Here is a 17381-nt window from a genome sequence, read left to right as displayed (position 1 = left end):
AACCCGATCCCGGGCGTTGCCGACCCTGCCCCCTTCTTCGCGGGCTCACCGGTACGGCCCGGGCCCGCGCCAGACCAGTTCCCCCCGCCGGTACACGGCGATCACCACGACGACCTGGCGGGCATCGCCGATGGCCTGCATTTCAGGGTCATTGGGGTCGAGCAGCCGGCACTTGCCGGAGCCGCGCTTGAGCGCGATTTCCACGGGGCAGACCATCTGCGATCGCATGCCCGGCAGCGGAAAGGAGATTTCCTTCATGCCCTGGTCTTTCCAGATGCGCAGCCGCTCTTCCGCGAGCAGGTCGTAGTAGATCTGGAAGCCGCCCACTTCCATGCTGGCCTCGCCGGCCTCCGGGTCGTTCTGGTTGCCCTGGCGATCGGCCGGGCCGCGCGCCCTGCCTCTGTTCACGGGTGCGGTGTCTTCATCGAGCATCCCCGGTGGCCGCCCGGTCCAGGTCTCCGGACGACGCTGGGCCGGTTCGGGCGGGCTCGAGGCGGGCGCCTGCGCCTGGCTGTCCGCCGGGGGGGCCTGGCTCTCGCGCTGCTCGGGTTGAAGGTCGCTCGGACGCTGGATGTATTCGGCCTGCAGCACTGGCCGGCGCTCGTCGGCGCGGTCTGGCGCCTTCGCCTTGGAGGGCGGCCTGGGCGCTGGCGAGGGGGCCGGGCTTGGCGGGGCCGGTGTGGGCTGCTGCGCCGACTCGCCGACGAAATTGACCCGGACCCGGCCGCCGGCGGACGCACCCTGCGGCGGCGTCACGACCGGCGTGGAGGAGAACAGCAGGATCAGCAGAAGCAGCACATGCAGCAGCGCGCTCAGAAGCGCGGCGATCCACGGCTGCCAGCGTTCGATCCGGGGCTTGGCGCTGGCGTCCAAGCGAGTCGGGGTGTGGCTCATGCCGCCTGGGGGGTGTAGGGATTGCGGGCCCTCATGCGGGAACCACGAAGTGCTGCGGATGGGAGTGCGACATCGTAACGCCTGCCGCTGGCCGATGAGCGTCCTGTTGCCCTTGCTCCGGTACCGGCTCGTTCATCGGACGCCCATGCCGACCCGAGAGCCCGGTGGACCTGGCCCGCTGCTGGCCGTCGGCAGGAACCGCTACGCAGCGCCCCCGCCCGCGAAGCCCCCCCCACGACGTACGCTGAGACGACGTCAGAGACACTTTCGGGTGAGCAGGTGACCCTGAAACCGCCTTTCCTCGTTCTGGCCTATGCTGCTCCCCGTCCGAATGGAGAACCGTCATGCGCATTCTGCTGGCCGCATTCGCACTGTCCGTCCTGCTCGCTGTCGCGCCGGCGCATGCACAGACGCCCGCAGCGCCCCTGTCCTACGCGGGCAAGACCGTCCTGGTCACAGGCTCGACCGATGGACTCGGGCGCGAACTCGCCCTCGCGCTCGCCGCCGACGGCGCGCATGTCATCGTCCATGGCCGCAATGCCGAACGCGGCCAGGCCGTGGTCGACGAAATCACCGGATCGGGCAAGGGATCGGCGAGATTCATCGCCGCCGATTTCTCCTCGCTGCAGGCGGTCCGCGACTTCGCCGACACCATCGCAAGCGACTACCCCAGGCTGGACCTGCTGGTGAACAACGCCGGCATCGCCTTCCTCAAGGCACCGCAACGCAGCGCCAACGAGGACGGCTACGAACTGCAGTTCGTCGTCAACTACCTGGCCGGCTGGATCCTGGCCAACCGGCTGCTGCCCAACCTGGAGGCCGCCGCGCCGTCGCGCATCGTCAACGTCGCCTCGATCAGCGCGAACTCGATCGATTTCGACGACGTCATGCTCGACCGGCCGGACGCCCACCATCGCGGTTACGGCCAGAGCAAACTGGCGCAGGTCATGATGACCATCGAGCTCGCCCCCGCGTTCGCCGAACGCGGCGTCACCATGATCTCCCTGCACCCGGCCACGCTGATGGACACCACCATGGTCAAGGGCATCGGCGTCCCCGCGCGCACCACCGTGGCCGAGGGACGCGACCACGTGATGGGCCTGATCACCGCGCCGTCGCTGCAGCCCGGCGCCTTCTACGTCGACGGCCGGCCCGTCGCGCCCTTCGACGAACAGGCGGGCGATGAGGAAGCGCGCGTGCGCCTGGTGGCGGTGAGCATCGTGCTGACCGATGTGCCCGCTGCGCCCTAGCCGGACCGGAGAAGGCAGAAGCCGAGGCGTCAACCGCCTATTTCCGGTCGCGCTCGCGTTCGGCCTCCACCTCGGCCTGCACTTCCTCCTGCGCCCCACCCTTGCCGTCATAGAGCGCGCCGCTCAGGTCGTCCGACGACACGCCGAATCCACGCGCCCAGATACTGACCTCGTGCTGCCGGTCGGCTTCGATCTGCTCGCCGTCCGGGCGCGTAGCCTCCTGCTCCTTCTCCCTACCCATGGCCCTTCTCCGGTCGTTGACCAATGCCGCCGGCCAACGATCGCGTGCACCGGCGACACCCACGGTTCTACCGGCCTGGCCGTGCCGCGCGCGTGACGTGCCGATGACACCTTTTCCCTCGGGGCAACCTACTCCGCCACCTGCCTTTCCTCACCGACCGTCTCCGCGATCCGCTGCAGTCGCGCCTGGATATCCGCCTCCGGCAGCCAGCGCCCGTTCACCAGCACACCGGCGCGCCGCTGCACATTGGCCAGGTCGTCCAGCGGATTGGCCTCGAGCAGGATCAGGTCTGCACGGCGGCCGGGCTCAACCGTACCGAACGCGTCCGGCGTGCCGAAATACCGCGCCGGCTCGCGCGTTCCCGTCGCCAGCACCTGGTAGGGCGTCAGCCCCGCGGCCGCCATCATCCGCATCTCGTGGTGGATCGAGAAACCGGGCACGTTGAAGAACTGCGGCGCGTCCGAGCCGAGCGCGATCGGTGCGCCGGCGTCGTGCAAGGCCTTGAGCAGTCGCCGGCGCAGCTCGACCAGCTGCTGAGCCGCCAGCGGCTGGAAGTTGTCGCGCGACTGCACTTCCCGCTTGGACCGTACCCAGCCGTCGAGGACGTCCTGCGGCAGATAGCGCATCTCCGGCCACCGGATCATCGCCTCGGCCGGCTCCGCCGAGGCCAGGTGCTCGATGAGGCTCAATGTCGGCACGTTCCACGTGCCCGCGACGAGGGTCCGTTCCACCGCTTCCGCAATGCGGTCGGTATCGACCAGATCGACCACGCCACTGCCGAACCAGCCAGGGTCGCGCCCCGAGACCTCCGCACCCTCGGCCACCAGGAATTCGACGTAGCTGTCCAGGTGGTCGATCGACGCCTGCCGCGCATCGAGCGCGCCGGTCAACCCGACTTCGCGCGGCACGTGGCCGGCGAACGGCATGCCGAGCGCGTGCGCCGTCTCGGCCATGCGCACGTAGGCGTCGGGTGGGATGCTGCCGAGCTTGATCAGGTCGAAGCCCGCGGCTTGGTACTCGCGTACCGCCTGCTCGGCGGACTCCGGCGTGCCCGCCTTGTCGGGGCTCAGCCACGGACTGGCCGCGTAGAGTCTCGGTCCGAGCAGATCGCCCCGGGCGATCCCGTCGCGCAGTTCGAGGTGTGACGCGTTCCCGGCCATGTTGCGCACCGTGGTCACGCCGTTGGATACGTACAGGAACAGCACGTCCTCCGCGTAAGCGGGGTTGTCCGGCCCCGGCACGTGTCCGTGCATCTCGGTCAGCCCCGGCATCAGCCAGCGGCCGGCGCCGTCGATGCGCTGTGCGCCCTCGGGCACCTGGGCTTCGTCCGCCGGAGCGACGGACACGATCCGGCCGTCCTCGACCACCACCGTGTGGTTCTCCAGCACTGCCTCACGGTCCATCGGCACCACGTTGACGCCGACGAAGGCGATTGCCGCGGAGGAAGGCGCCGAAGTGGTTCTGCCGTCGACGGCCGCATCGGTGGAATCCGGCGACGAGCAAGCGGCCAGCAGCAGCCCGAACGCGGCCGCGGTCAGGATCGTTCCCAGGCGCGGCGCAGGCGACGCAAGTCGGTGCATGGGGGGTTCCTCCTTTCGATCGGATGCTGCCCGCGACCCTACCGTCGACCGCGTGCGGGCTCAAGCAGGACGGCCATTCCAGGCCTGCTGCCTTGCACCATGTCGCCGGACGCGGGGCGGCCTTCCGGAGCGTCCGGGCCGGTTCGCCTTCCGGAAGGTCCCGGAGTTGTCTCGGCAAGCTTTTCTGCCGGACGGTCTGCGCAGATCACGGAAAGTGCACTCTTCACAATCTCCTGACTTTTTCCCTTGCCAGAGATCGCATCCACTTCACGGCGCCGCACGCAGCATGCCGTGAAACACCCATCGAGCGAGGACCGCTATGCATCCAGCATCCGCATCTCCAGCGGCATCCACCGTCATCGCAGCCCCGCCCTTGGCCGCTCCCGAGCAGAGCGCGGTTTCCTGGGCGGCCATCCTGGCCGGTGCCGCAGCCGCGGCGGCGCTGTCGTTGATCCTGCTGATCCTCGGCGTGGGGCTTGGCATGTCGACCGTGTCGCCCTGGTCGTATGAAGGGGTCAGCCGGGAAGCCTTCGGCTGGTCGACGATCGCCTGGATCACGCTCACCTCCATCGCCGCCTCGGGCCTGGGTGGTTACCTGGCAGGACGGCTGCGCACCCGATGGGTTTCCGTCCACACGGACGAGACCTATTTCCGCGACACCGCACATGGGTTCCTGGCGTGGGCCGTGGCGACGCTGCTGACCGCCGCCGTGCTGACCACCGCGATCGGAGCGATCCTCGGTACCGGCGCCAAGGCGCTGGGCTCGGCAGCGGGCGCATCAGCCACGGCCGCCGGCGGCATCGCGGCCGCCGGTGCCGGCGCTGCCGCGTCCGATGACGCCGAGAACGACATCCAGTACTGGGTGGACGCGATGTTCCGGCAACCGGCCGCCGCCGCCCAACTGGCCCCGAGCGATGACCCGACCGCCAACGGTGCCGCGACGGGGCCGCTGCAGGCACGCATCGCCTCGTCCGCGTCTGCCCGTCCGGCCACACCGGCAACCGCCGACACCGACCTGCGTCCCGAAATCGGCCGCATCCTCGCCAATGGCCTGCGCGGCGACGCGCTCGACGCGGACGACGCCCGCTACATCGCCCAGCGGATCGCCGAACGCACCGGGCTGGGCCAGGCCGAAGCCCAGGCGCGTGTCACCGAACTGGAGGCCAGCCTGCGCGCCCGCCTCGACGAGGCGGAAACCCAGGCACGCGAAGTGGCGGACGAGGCCCGCAAGGCATCGGCCTACGCCGCGCTCTGGCTGTTCATCACCCTGCTGATCGGAGCATTCTCCGCCAGCCTGCTCGCCACCTTCGGCGGCCGCCAACGCGACCGCTGAGCGCGCCATCCTTTCCGACCAAGGAGACGTCCCATGAAATACCTCTTGCTGTGGCTGCTGGGCCTGCCGATTCCCGTGCTGATCCTGATCGCCCTGCTGACCTGACTCCGTCGTCGTGACACCACGAACAGGCGGCCCCATGCAGGGCCGCCTGTTCCTTTCTGAAACAAAGAGCTCAAATGCGCGTGCCAACGATCGCCACGCCCCATCTTGCCGGCAGGCAACGGCGACGCTGCGGCCCGGGTCGCGGCCGCTCCGGTGAAACCCGCCGGACATCCCCCGTTCGCGGTCAGCTAATGCGGGCAGGCGTACCAATGACCCGCCCATCCCCCGTGGGCCCACCGAGGAGACCGCATGAAGATCGTGACCAGCCTGAGCTTCCAGGGCCAATGCCGCGAAGCGTTCGAGTTCTACGCCAAGGTGCTGGACGGCCGCATCACCGGCGCCTTCCCCTACGGTGACGGCCCGCCGGGCATGGAGGTCAGTGACCCGAAGCAGAAGGAGTGGCTGATGCACTGCTGGATGGACGTCGGCGACCAGGCGCTGATGGGCGCGGACATGGCCCCCGAATGGGCGCCGAACATCGACAAGCCCAAGAACGGCTTCGACGTCAGCCTGCACACCGACGACATCGACCAGGCGCGGCGCTGGTTCGAGCAGCTGTCCGAAGGCGGCAAGCAGGTCATGCCCTTCGCCGAGACCTTCTGGTCGCCGGGGTTTGGCTCCCTGGTCGATCGCTTCGGGATCCCGTGGATGGTCAATACCCAGCCGTCGGCCGACTGGAAGCCGTCGCACGGATCGTGAGCAGCGCGTCCGGCGGGCGGCTACGCCGGGTTCCCTGCAGGAGCTTCAGCCGGTGACCCGAGGCCGCTCGGCCGAGCCAACACACCTGTCACGGTCATGCCCGCACCTGCGAGGGCGGTACCCATGCCCGGCAGGGAAACTAGGCCTCGCAGGAGAACGACCTGGAAAAAGCAAGGCGCGCCCCCGGCTTTTCAACAACGCTGGCCTACCCCTCCCACCCCAGGTAGCGCTTCGCCTCTTCCGCGTACACCTCGTGGCCGGGCGCCAGGTATGGCAGGAGCAGGCGCAGCCAGGCGCGGACCACCTGGCGCATCTCGCGCTCGCAGCCGGCGGCGCGCTCGGGGGTCAGGTCCCTGGCGGCCACCATGTCCGCGAACCCGGCCGGATCCGTGCCGAAGATCATGCATTGCAGGTTGAAGTAACGCTGCTCGCCCAGCGCGTGGACATCGGCGTAGGCGTGCAGGTCGTAGGCACCGGTACTGTTGGACAGCAGCCAGTTGGCCGCCAGGCGCATGTTGTCGATCACCTCTTCAGGCGTTTCGTCGCCGCTGGCGAAGCGCAGCATCAGGATCGTGGCCAGCTGGTCGACCGCATCCTCCTGGCGCCCGGTGACCGGCAGGTCCAGCAGGTCCACCAGCGCGTGGCCGATCTCGTGCAGCACCATGAAGCGCATGCTGGCGCGCACGTATCGCAACGGATAGCCCTCGCCCAGGCCCAGCGTACGCTGCTGGTCCTGGCCGCGCTCGTACAGGGCGCGCAACGTCTCGTAGCACAGCACCACTTCGGTCCCGGCCGGCCGGTAGAGGGCGCCGGCGCCGCCGCATTCGGCCATCACCAGGCGCAGGGGCCGCGGCAACACGAACATCCCGTCGATCGCCTGCACCTCCGGCAGCTGGCGCCACAGGTCCGCCTCGCGTACCTGCGCGTAGATCGGCTTCAGGTCGGCCGATTGCGGCGGCTCATAGGCGTACTCGAACCGGGGTACCGCAGGCCGCACCGCTGGCGTTGCCCGCACCACGCTGCGCGGCGTGCGATGGACGGTTCTCTGCCCTACCGGTGCGGCGGCCGGATCCAGCGCGATGGACGTCGGAGCGCTGGCGCAACCGACGATCGCGACCGCCATCGCGAACAATAGCGCGCTAATGCAGCACTTCAATAACACCTGCCTCAACCCCTACATCCATGCCGCGACTTGGAAGGCTACTCCATACTCGCCACATAATCCCGCCTCTTGAAGATCCAGCTCTCATGCACTAGCAGCGTGACGACATCACCCTCCTTAATGGGCCCTTGAGCGACAGTCACTGGAAATATCGCGCCACTCTCTAGCCTTACTCGGATGGTGATCGAAGGACCTGAGAATCGACCGCGCCCTTCGACCTGAACCACCTCGCCGTGGACGCGCCCGACATAGCGCGAGAAGGGATCCAAGACAATGAAGACGCCAGCAACGAGAAGTAACGAAAGAACCATCTTGCGAAGCAGATCCATCCTCTGACTTTCTCCTTGGCTGGAAGTATCGTGGCGCACACACGCAGCCGTCCTTCAGGCAGTCCTCCTTGAGGACGAACTGCCATGAAACATCATGACGAAACCTGCGTGGGACTTGTCCCTGACACCTTCTCCATCACATCAAATTTCGTCCGGACCGCAAGTGAACCTGCCCTGCTAGCCGACAAGCCAACTTGACCCCGTTAAGCCCCAAGAAGTGAACCTGACCCCGTTACCTATCGACCTGCTTCACGAAAGTGCACTCTGACCCCCGTTTCTGATAACAAAGTGAGCTTGATTATCGGAAGTCGTCGAAGAATGCCTCTTGAACTTCATATGTCGTGACTGGGCGCAACCCAAGTTCGAGTTTGGCAAACAACTCTACAAGTTTGTCTCCGTCAACGAGTTCGATAGGCGGAGCACCATCTCTAGATGCCTCACGCTTAGCTTCTGCAGTGAAGGTACCTGTCGTCAAAATGATTCCCTTGTCAGCACGCCCCTGCATCGCACCCCTAAAATCACGAATCTGCGCCGGAGTGACAGAGCCCGAGTAGCGCTTGCATTGGAAAAGTACTCGGAAGCTCACGAACGCATTCAACGAAAGCAGGCCATGCCCATCGATACCGCCGTCGTTGCTTCGCCCTGTAACGAAGACTTGTTCGAAGCCAGATTCACGAAGAAGTCTTTGGCAAATCCTCTCGAAACCGGAGGGACTGAGACCCCGCAACACCCACATCAGCTTGGCTCGATAGTCACCATGCTCAGCATCTGGCGGGAGCGCCTCGAGCTCACCGCTGATTGAAGAGGTTTCTGCAGGCCCCGCTAGCACTTCTCCAGTTACATTCACCTCCCTTGCCTCACGGTCACGGCGCTGCACTTCCGTTACCAATAGGCGCACCTGACTAGGTGATAGCACAGGTGTGAGGCTGGCTTTTTCCGTTAGAGCCCATACGCCCCTCCGAGATCGATCAATGTACCCATCTTCAGCCAAGAAATATCGCGCCCAATGGACTTGATTAGTAAATCTTGATCCACCGTTCGTATTTATACGATCTAGAACCGCATCCGAAACCTTTTCGCTATCTGCGACAAGCTCAACTACTTCGCGCGGCTTGCCTGAACCACCCAATTCTCGTAATGCAGCCAGAACTGGATTCACCCACTGAGCGAACTCCGGGACGGATGCATCCAAATCAGGCATTGGCCCCTCCACTCTTTGTGGACTCACATATTCCTCCGATACTCCCCACCCACGTCATACAGCGCATGGCTGATCTGCCCCAGGCTGTGGGTCTTGACCGCTTCCACCAGCGCCGCAAAGACGTTCCCCCGCCTGCGCGCCGTGTCCTGAAGATACGCCAGGCCGTGGCCGTCGTGAACGGCCTCGGCCAGCCCGCTGCCTGACTCGTCGGCCCCGGCAATGTGGCCGGTGACGGTCTCACCTTCCGGGGCCAGGCGGTTGCGGTTGGCCTGCCACCCCCGCACGTTCTCGATCTGCTGCGCCTTCTCGCCCTCGGTCGAGCGGATCAGCTCGATCTCGGTGACCACCTCGCCGGCGTGCTCCTTGGGCAGGAAGGTGTTGACGCCCACCAGCGGCAGCGAACCGTCGTGCTTCTTGTGCTCGTAGTACATCGACTCTTCCTGGATCTTGCCGCGCTGGTACATGGTGTCCATGGCGCCGAGCACACCGCCGCGCTCGCTGATCGCCTCGAACTCCTTGTACACGGCCTCCTCGACCAGGTCGGTCAGGTACTCCACCGCGAAGCTGCCCTGCCAGGGGTTCTCGCAGAAGTTCAGCCCCAGCTCCTTGTTGATGATCATCTGGATCGCCACCGCGCGGCGCACGCTCTCCTCGGTGGGCGTGGTGATGGCCTCGTCGTAGGCGTTGGTGTGCAGGCTGTTGCAGTTGTCGAACAGCGCGTACAGGGCCTGCAGCGTGGTGCGGATGTCGTTGAACTGGATCTCCTGCGCGTGCAGGGAGCGGCCGCTGGTCTGGATGTGGTACTTCATCATCTGGCTGCGCTCGTTGCCGCCGTAGCGCTCGCGCATGGCGCGGGCCCAGATGCGGCGGGCGACGCGGCCGATGGCGGTGTACTCCGGGTCCATGCCGTTGCTGAAGAAAAAGCTCAGGTTGGGCGCGAAGTCGTCGATGTGCATGCCGCGCGCCAGGTAGTACTCGACGATGGTGAAGCCGTTGGACAGGGTGAAGGCGAGCTGGCTGATCGGGTTCGCCCCGGCCTCGGCGATGTGGTAGCCGGAGATCGACACCGAATAGAAGTTGCGGACCTGGTGGTCGACGAAGTACTGCTGGATGTCGCCCATCATGCGCAGGGCGAACTCGGTGCTGAAGATGCAGGTGTTCTGGGCCTGGTCCTCCTTGAGGATGTCGGCCTGCACGGTGCCGCGCACGGTCTTCAGGGTCTCGGCCTTGATCCTGGCGTAGGTCTCCGCGTCGAGCAGTTGCTCGCCGGTGATGCCGAGCAGGCCCAGGCCGAGGCCGTCGTTGCCGGCCGGCAGGTCGCCGTGGTAGCGCGGGCGCTCCCTGCCCTCGAAGAACGCGTCGATCTGCTGCTGCGCCTGCGCCCAGCGGGCCTCGTCGGCCTTGAGGTACTTCTCCACCTGCTGGTCGACGGCGGTGTTCATGAACATCGCCAGGATGATCGGCGCCGGGCCGTTGATGGTCATCGACACGCTGGTGGTCGGCGCGCACAGGTCGAAGCCGGAGTACAGCTTCTTCATGTCGTCCAGGGTCGGGATGTTGACCCCGGAGTTGCCGATCTTGCCGTAGATGTCCGGGCGCGGCGCCGGGTCCTCGCCGTACAGGGTGACCGAGTCGAACGCGGTGGACAGGCGCGCGGCCGGCTGGCCGGCCGACAGGTAGTGGAAGCGGCGGTTGGTGCGCTCGGGCGTGCCCTCGCCGGCGAACATGCGGATCGGGTCCTCGCCGGTGCGGCGGTAGGGGTAGACGCCGCCGGTGTAGGGGTAGCTGCCGGGGAGGTTTTCCTTGCCGAGGAAGGTCAGCAGTTCGCCCCACGATTTGTAGGTGGGGGCGGCGATCTTCGGCACCTTCTGGTGGCTGAGGGATTCGCGGTAGTTCTCGACGCGGATGGCCTTGTTGCGGACCTGGTATTCGGTGAACTCGTCGGTGATCGACTTCAGGCGGGCGGGCCATTCGCGCAGCTGGCGCAGGGATTCGCTGGACAGCGACTGGACGGCGTCGTTGTAGCGCTGGCGCAGGGTCAGCAGGGTAAGGTCCGCTTGAGCCCCTCTCCCTCCGGGAGAGGGGTTGGGGTGAGGGTTCGGAGTACTGCGGGATACGTTGGCCGACGAACCCTCTCCCCCGGCCACTGAGGGGAGCAAGGCGTCGGGGGCGTACAGGTCCAGGGGTTTGGGCAGCAGTTCGTCACCCAGGTCGCGCAACGATTCCCAGTAGGACTGCGCGCGGCTGGCGGTCTCCGCCTCGCTCTCGATGCGGCGATTGATGCCGCGGCCCTGCTCGGCGATCTCGGCCAGGTAGCGCACGCGGGCGCCGGGGATCAGCACGGTGGCGCGCGGCTCCTTCAGCGTGGTGTCGATGCGCGGCCGGAAGTCGCAGCGGGGAGAAGAAAAGGGGTCAGACTCCTTTTTCCCCTCACTGACGTCGCCGGCCGCGGGTACCTCGGAGGAAAAAGGAGTCTGACCCCTTTTCTTCCCCTTCTCGCGCAGCAGGCGGCACAGGTTGGCGAACATCCAGCTGATGCCGGGGTCGTTGAACTGGCTGGCGATCGTCGGGTAGACCGGGATGTCCTCGTCCTTGACGTTGAACGCGGTGCGGTTGCGCTTCCACTGCTTGCGCACGTCGCGCAGGGCGTCCTCGGCGCCGCGGCGGTCGTACTTGTTGAGCACTATGAGCTCAGCAAAATCCAACATATCGATCTTCTCGAGCTGGCTGGCTGCGCCGTAGTCGGAGGTCATCACGTACATCGGGAAGTCGACCAGGTCGACGATCTCCGAGTCGGACTGGCCGATGCCGGCGGTCTCCACGATCACCAGGTCGAAGCCCAGCGACTTGAGGTAGCCGATGCAGTCCTTGAGCACCGCGTTGGTGGCCACGTTCTGCCGGCGCGTGGCCATCGAGCGCATGTACACGCGGTGGCTGCGCAGGGAGTTCATGCGGATGCGGTCGCCCAGCAGCGCGCCGCCGCTGCGGCGGCGGGTCGGGTCGACCGAGACCACCGCGATGCGCATGGCCGGGAAGCTGGACAGGAAGCGGTTGAGCAGTTCGTCGGTGACCGAGGACTTGCCGGCGCCGCCGGTGCCGGTGATGCCGATCACCGGGGTGCGGCCGGCGGCCAGCTGCCACTGCTTGCGTAGCTTGCCGAGCTCGGCGTCCGTGTATTCGCCGTCCTCGATCGCGCTGAGCACGCGGCCGATGGCGATCTCGGCAATGGGGTCAGCCGAAATGGGGTCAGGTTCATTTTTCCCCGATGTCATTTCCGGGGACTGATCGACGCCGGAAGAAAAATGAACCTGACCCCATTTCGGCTGGCCCCATTTCGTCTCGCGTGCGGCGGCGGCGCGGGCGACGACGTCCTCGATCATCTCCACCAGGCCCATCTTCATGCCGTCGTTGGGGTGGTAGATGCGCTCGACGCCGTAGGCCTCCAGTTCGCGGATCTCCTCGGGCGTGATCGTGCCGCCGCCGCCGCCGAACACGCGGATGTGCGCGGCGCCGTGCTCCTTCAGCATGTCGACCATGTACTTGAAGTACTCGACGTGGCCACCCTGGTAGCTGGACAGGGCGATGGCGTCGGCATCCTCCTGCAGCGCGGCGCGGACCACGTCCTCGACGCTGCGGTTGTGGCCGAGGTGGATGACCTCCGCGCCCTGCGCCTGGATCAGGCGGCGCATGATGTTGATCGCCGCGTCGTGGCCGTCGAACAGGCTGGCGGCGGTGACGAACCGCAGCGGGGTGGCGTCCGGGCTGGCGTCGGGGATCTGGCTGGCGGGGGTGCTCATGGGCGCGCTGCTTGAATCGGGGATTTGGGCCCGATTCTAGTGCTTTCACGCGAAACCGAAGGGTGCGCTGCAGCGTGACTTCGCCTGCAGGCGGCCGAGGTGGCGGCAGCCCCGGATCCCGCCGTGCCGGCCTTTCCCCTGTAGGAGCCCATTCATGGGCGACCCGACGCCGCCACCCGGCATCACGTTCAACCGCGCCCTTGGCCGGAGGCAACCCTCCGACGATCGCCTGTTGGCATTGGAACCCGGTGGCGTTGCCCGTGCCGACGGCGTCGCGTCGCCGGCTGAACCCGGCTCCTACAAAGAGCGACCAAAGAGCGGCGCCCCGCAGGCAAGCCCGCCCCCGTCGGCCATCGGGCGCCTTGGGGAGATCGCCCCACGAGGGGGCGGACTTGCCTGCGGGGCGGCCTGCGCTCAGCCGAAGCCGAACGGCAGGTTCGGCGAGGACACCACCCGCTCGCCCACCGCCTCGCCGCGCAGGAAACGCAGCGCCACCTCGATCACCCGGGGCTCGCCGGCGATGCGGTGGTGGCCCAGGCCGGTGGTGGTCAGCAGCCGCGCGCCGGGCCACAGGCGCGCGTAGCGCTCGCCTTCCTCCCACGGCACGTCGTCGTCCTCCAGGTCGTGCACGACCAGTGCCGGCGCGCCCAGCCGGGGGGCATGCAGGTGCGCCGAGAAGCTGTCCACCGGCAGGCCGATCTGCCGCTCGAAGCCTTCGAACATCCGCGCCACCAGCGCCGGCGCCAGGCCGATCGCACGGCCGAAACGCCCGCCGGCCGCACGCAGGTCCGCCGCCGGGGCGACCAGCACCACGCGCTCGGCGCGCAGGCCGGCACTCAGGGCCAGCATCGCCGCCGCGCCCCCCATCGAATGGCCGACCAGCGCGGCCGGATCGCCATGCCGGCGCGCGACCGCCGCCAGCGCCGCGGCGAACGCCGGCAGGATCGCGCGGCCGCCCTGGTTGCGGCCATGGCCGGGATGGTCGAAGGCCACCACCGCGTAGCCGGCCTCGCGCAGCGGCGCCACCCACGGCCGGCAGCGCAGGCCGAAGCTCGACCAGCCATGCGAGAACAGCACGTACGGCTGCCTGGCCGGATCGCCCCACACGTACGTGGCCAGCGCCTGGCCCTCGCTGTGCACGTGGCCGAACGCGGCGTCGCCGGCGTCGGCGGCCAGCGCCCGGCTGCGCGAGGACGGCAGCGGCGCGCCGAACAGGTGCGAGGCACGGCGCACGGTGGCTTCCGGCATCAGCCAGCTGCCCACGCCGCAGGCCAGGCGCAGCAGGCGCGGCGCCGCCGGCGACCGAACGATCGTGCTTTTTTGTGGCGAAGCGACAGGGGCGACGGCGGCCATGGCGGGATTCCTTCGTGGGGGATCAGCGGGAGGTTCGGGGGGACGACGCCACGGCGTCGGCCCGGTAGCGGTCGAACAGGTCCGCGACCGCGCGCCGCACCAGGTCCTGCGCGGCCTGCGGCTGGTGCAGCCGGGCGTGGTGCAGGCCCTGCATCAGTGCCTGCAGCTGGAAGGCCACCAGCGCCGGGTCGGTGCCGGCGCGCAGGTGCCCCTGCTCCACCGCCAGCGCGACCGCGCGCTCGAGCGCGGCGCGCCAGGACTCCAGCATCCGCACGACGTGGTCGCGCATCGGGCCGGGACGGCCGTCGTACTCCATCGCAGCGCCGAGGAACACGCAGCCGTCGGGATGCCCGGCGATCCAGCCGATCCATGCCTCGGCGATCGCCTGCAGCCGCGGCAGGCCGCGCGGCCGCTTCAGCGACGGCGCCATCACCTCGGCGATGAACTGCCCGGCGGCCCAGTCCAGGGTCTGCCGGACCAGGTCCTCGCGCGAACCGAAGTGGGCGAACACCCCGCTCTTGGACATGCCGGCCGCGCTGGCCAGCTCGCCGATGGTCACCCCTTCCAGGCCGACCCGGGCGGCCATGCCGCAGGCCCGCTCCAGCAACATGCCGCGGGTGCTGGCGCCCTTGGCGGTCGGGGTGGCGATGGCGGCGGACGGTGTCATGGCGCCCGTAATAGCACGACCGTTCGTTTTATTCAACCCCGGTTGCGACGAGTGTCACGAGGCTGGGGTTAGAATCCGCATCGCGACGCACGCCCCCTCCCCCTGGCCCCGTCGCTTTTTTGTTTTCCGGACCGGGTGTTGCCGGGCATGACGGCCATCCACAGCCACACGGCCACTGTCGCGAACCGCCCGCCGACGCACGCGACACGACGCGGAGCCAACCGATGCTTTTCGAGACCCTCGCCACCTCCGGCCACGAACAGGTCGTCTTCTGCAACAACCCCGACGCCGGCCTGAAGGCGATCATCGCCGTGCACAACACCGTGCTCGGCCCGGCGGTCGGCGGCGTGCGCATGCGCCACTACGCCAACGAGGCCGACGCGGTACGGGACGTCCTGCGCCTGGGCCGGACCATGACCTACAAGAACGCGCTGGCCGGCCTGAACATCGGCGGTGGCAAGGCGGTGATCCTGGGCGACCCGAAGGTCGACAAGACCGAGGCGCTGTTCCGCGCCTTCGGCCGCGCGGTCGACGCGCTGGGCGGGCGTTACATCACCGCCGAGGACGTGGGCACCGACGTCAACGACATGGAACTGATCTACCTGGAGACCGAGTTCGTCACCGGCGTGCACCAGGTCCACGGCGGCTCCGGCGACCCGGCCCCGTTCACCGCCTACGGCACCCTGCAGGGGCTGATGGCCTCGCTGCAGCGCAAGTTCGGCCACGAGGAAGTCGGCAAGGTCAGCATCGCGGTGCAGGGCCTGGGCCACATCGGCATGGAACTGGTGAAGCTGCTCAAGGAACGCGGCGCCAAGCTGTTCGTCGCCGACCTGGACCCGAAGCTGGTCGAGCGCGCGGTGAGCGAATACGGCGCCGAGGCGGTGTCGTGCAGCGACATCTACGACGTGCCGGCCGACGTGTTCGCGCCCTGCGCGATGGAAGGGGTGATCGACGCGCAGACGCTGGAGCGGCTGAAGGCCAAGATCGTCTGCGGCTCGGCCAACAACCAGCTGGCCAGCCATGCGGTCGGCGACGAGCTGTACCGGCGCGGCATCCTCTACGCCCCGGATTACGCGGTCAACGCCGGCGGGGTGATGAACGTGTCGCTGGAGATCGACGGCTACAACCGCGAGCGGGCGATGCGCCTGATCCGCAGCATCTACCACAACGTCTCGAAGATCTTCGACCTGTCCGAGCGCGAGAACATCAGCCCGCAGTATGCGGCCGACCGCATCGCCGAAGCCCGGCTGACCTCGATCGGCAAGCTCAAGCTGCCGATGGGCCGCACCCGGCCGCGGATGGGGCACCTGCGCGGGGAGCACTGAGCGCGTCGCCACGGCGCGACGGGTGGCCCATCGGGATATCAGTCCCCTGTCTTCGCCCTCATCCCCTCCCTTACCCGTCATCCCCGCGAAGGCGGGGACGACGGCAGGAGGATGACGGCACGGGAATGGCAGCGTGCGGAAGCACGCATATGCACCGCCCGCGGCCACGCACACGCCCTCCATTGCTGCGCCCGCACGTGTCCCCGGCCCCGCGTCGCTCTACACTAGGTACAAGTGAAACCATCAGGGGGCCGGATGCGCACGTTCCAGTTGGGTGAGGAGATCGACGCCCTGCGCGACGCGGTGCGCCGGTTCGCAGAGGCCGAGATCGCCCCGCGCGCGGCGGCCATCGACGAGGACAACGCGTTCCCGCAGGACCTGTGGCCCAAGCTGGGCGAACTGGGCCTGCTGGGCATGACCGTGCCCGGCGAGTACGGTGGCAGCGATCTGGGCTACCTGGCCCACCTGGTGGCGATGGAGGAGATCTCGCGTGCATCAGGCTCGGTCGGCCTGAGCTACGGCGCGCATTCCAACCTGTGCGTGTCCAACCTCCACCTCAACGGCAACGAGGCCCAGCGCGCCAGGTACCTGCCGAATCTGTGCAGCGGCGAATGGAAGGGCGCGCTGGCGATGAGCGAGCCCGGCGCCGGTTCGGACGTGGTCGGCTCGATGCGCTGCACCGCCGAGCTGCGCGGCGACGTCTGGGTCGCCAACGGCAACAAGATGTGGATCACCAACGGTCCCGAAGCCGACGTGCTGATCGTCTACATGCGCACCGCCGGCAAGGACGCGGGCAGCCGCTGCATGACCGCGTTCCTGGTCGAGCGCGGCATGAAGGGCTTCTCCACCGCGCAAAAGCTGGACAAGCTGGGCATGCGCGGCTCCAACACCTGCGAACTGGTGTTCGAGGACTGCGAGATCCCGCAGGAGAACGTGCTGGGCCAGGTCAACCAGGGCGTGCGCGTGCTGATGAGCGGCCTGAACACCGAACGCCTGGTACTGACCGGCGGCCCGATCGGGCTGATGCAGGCGGCGCTGGACATCACCCTGCCCTACGTGCGCGAGCGCAGGCAGTTCGACGCGGCGATCGGCACCTTCGGCCTGATGCAGGGCAAGCTGGCCGACATGTACACCGCGCTGCAGTCCAGCCGCGCCTTCGCCTACCAGGTCGCGCGCGACTACGACGCCGGCCACGCCTCGCGCGCGGCCGCCGCCGGCTGCCTGCTGCACGCCTCCGAGGCCGCAGTGCAGGTGGCGCTGGAGGCGATCCAGGCGCTGGGCGGCAACGGCTACATCAACGAGTTCGCCACCGGCCGCATCCTGCGCGACGCCAAGCTCTATGCCATTGGTGCCGGTACCAACGAGATCCGGCGGATGCTGATCGGCCGCGAGCTGTTCGAGGGCCACGGCTGACGGTCGTCGGGCGACATCATCTCACCGTCGTC

Annotated in this window: 13 protein-coding genes; 5 read left to right on the top strand and 8 right to left on the bottom strand. The window is 67.8% G+C overall.

From position 1 onward, the window contains the following. Nucleotides 1–45: 45 nt before the first annotated feature. Complete coding sequence (locus WQ53_RS15250) at nt 46–894, bottom strand: plasmid stabilization protein ParE (RefSeq protein ID WP_052633555.1); 849 nt, start codon at nt 892–894, stop codon at nt 46–48. A gap of 344 nt (nt 895–1238) precedes the next feature. Between WQ53_RS15250 and WQ53_RS15245 the strand changes: the two genes are divergently transcribed. Continuing rightward, nucleotides 1239–2144 carry an SDR family NAD(P)-dependent oxidoreductase gene (locus WQ53_RS15245; protein WP_082113072.1) on the top strand — a complete coding sequence of 302 codons (906 nt, stop codon included), beginning with the start codon at nt 1239–1241 and terminating at the stop codon, nt 2142–2144. A gap of 37 nt (nt 2145–2181) precedes the next feature. Here the strand turns inward: WQ53_RS15245 and WQ53_RS15240 are convergent, their stop codons facing one another. Further along, on the bottom strand, nt 2182–2385 hold the full coding sequence (locus WQ53_RS15240; RefSeq protein WP_052633554.1) for a hypothetical protein: 204 nt from the start codon (nt 2383–2385) through the stop codon (nt 2182–2184). A 128-nt stretch (nt 2386–2513) separates the two neighbouring features. Next, nucleotides 2514–3965 (bottom strand): amidohydrolase family protein, encoded by a 1452-nt coding sequence (locus tag WQ53_RS15235; protein ID WP_052633553.1) that lies wholly within the window; start codon nt 3963–3965, stop codon nt 2514–2516. Between the two features lie 373 nt (nt 3966–4338). On the opposite strand from WQ53_RS15235, the gene WQ53_RS15230 reads away from it, so the two are divergent. Both WQ53_RS15230 and WQ53_RS15225 read left to right on the top strand, forming a co-directional pair. Then, nucleotides 4339–5298, top strand: a complete 960-nt coding sequence (locus WQ53_RS15230; RefSeq protein WP_330217143.1) for a hypothetical protein — start codon at nt 4339–4341, stop codon at nt 5296–5298. Between the two features lie 354 nt (nt 5299–5652). Beyond that, complete coding sequence (locus WQ53_RS15225) at nt 5653–6102, top strand: VOC family protein (protein ID WP_052633551.1); 450 nt, start codon at nt 5653–5655, stop codon at nt 6100–6102. Between the two features lie 205 nt (nt 6103–6307). On the opposite strand, the gene WQ53_RS15220 is transcribed toward WQ53_RS15225, so the two are convergent. The 5 genes from WQ53_RS15220 to WQ53_RS15200 form a co-directional block, all read right to left on the bottom strand. Then, the gene (locus WQ53_RS15220; RefSeq protein ID WP_052633550.1) at nt 6308–7225 is read right to left on the bottom strand and encodes a DUF4344 domain-containing metallopeptidase; all 918 of its coding nucleotides are present in this window, start codon (nt 7223–7225) and stop codon (nt 6308–6310) included. Nucleotides 7226–7891: 666 nt separating this feature from the next. Next, nucleotides 7892–8794, bottom strand: coding sequence for a restriction endonuclease (locus WQ53_RS16480; protein WP_082113071.1), 903 nt, complete (start codon nt 8792–8794; stop codon nt 7892–7894). 23 nt (nt 8795–8817) lie between these two features. Further along, nucleotides 8818–12591 (bottom strand): methylmalonyl-CoA mutase family protein, encoded by a 3774-nt coding sequence (locus WQ53_RS15210; RefSeq protein WP_052633548.1) that lies wholly within the window; start codon nt 12589–12591, stop codon nt 8818–8820. A 414-nt stretch (nt 12592–13005) separates the two neighbouring features. Further along, on the bottom strand, nt 13006–13944 hold the full coding sequence (locus WQ53_RS15205; protein WP_082113070.1) for an alpha/beta hydrolase: 939 nt from the start codon (nt 13942–13944) through the stop codon (nt 13006–13008). A 22-nt stretch (nt 13945–13966) separates the two neighbouring features. After that, nucleotides 13967–14611 carry a TetR/AcrR family transcriptional regulator gene (locus WQ53_RS15200; RefSeq protein WP_052633547.1) on the bottom strand — a complete coding sequence of 215 codons (645 nt, stop codon included), beginning with the start codon at nt 14609–14611 and terminating at the stop codon, nt 13967–13969. A gap of 224 nt (nt 14612–14835) precedes the next feature. Between WQ53_RS15200 and WQ53_RS15195 the strand changes: the two genes are divergently transcribed. Both WQ53_RS15195 and WQ53_RS15190 read left to right on the top strand, forming a co-directional pair. Further along, entirely contained in the window at nt 14836–15936 is a 1101-nt protein-coding gene (locus WQ53_RS15195; RefSeq protein WP_052633546.1) for a Glu/Leu/Phe/Val family dehydrogenase, read from the top strand. A 255-nt stretch (nt 15937–16191) separates the two neighbouring features. Beyond that, the gene (locus tag WQ53_RS15190) at nt 16192–17349 is read left to right on the top strand and encodes an acyl-CoA dehydrogenase family protein (protein WP_052633545.1); all 1158 of its coding nucleotides are present in this window, start codon (nt 16192–16194) and stop codon (nt 17347–17349) included. Nucleotides 17350–17381: the final 32 nt, after the last annotated feature.

It is taken from the genome of Pseudoxanthomonas suwonensis (genome assembly GCF_000972865.1).
Classification (GTDB): domain Bacteria; phylum Pseudomonadota; class Gammaproteobacteria; order Xanthomonadales; family Xanthomonadaceae; genus Pseudoxanthomonas; species Pseudoxanthomonas suwonensis_B.
This window is presented reverse-complemented; position numbering and strand designations above follow the sequence as displayed.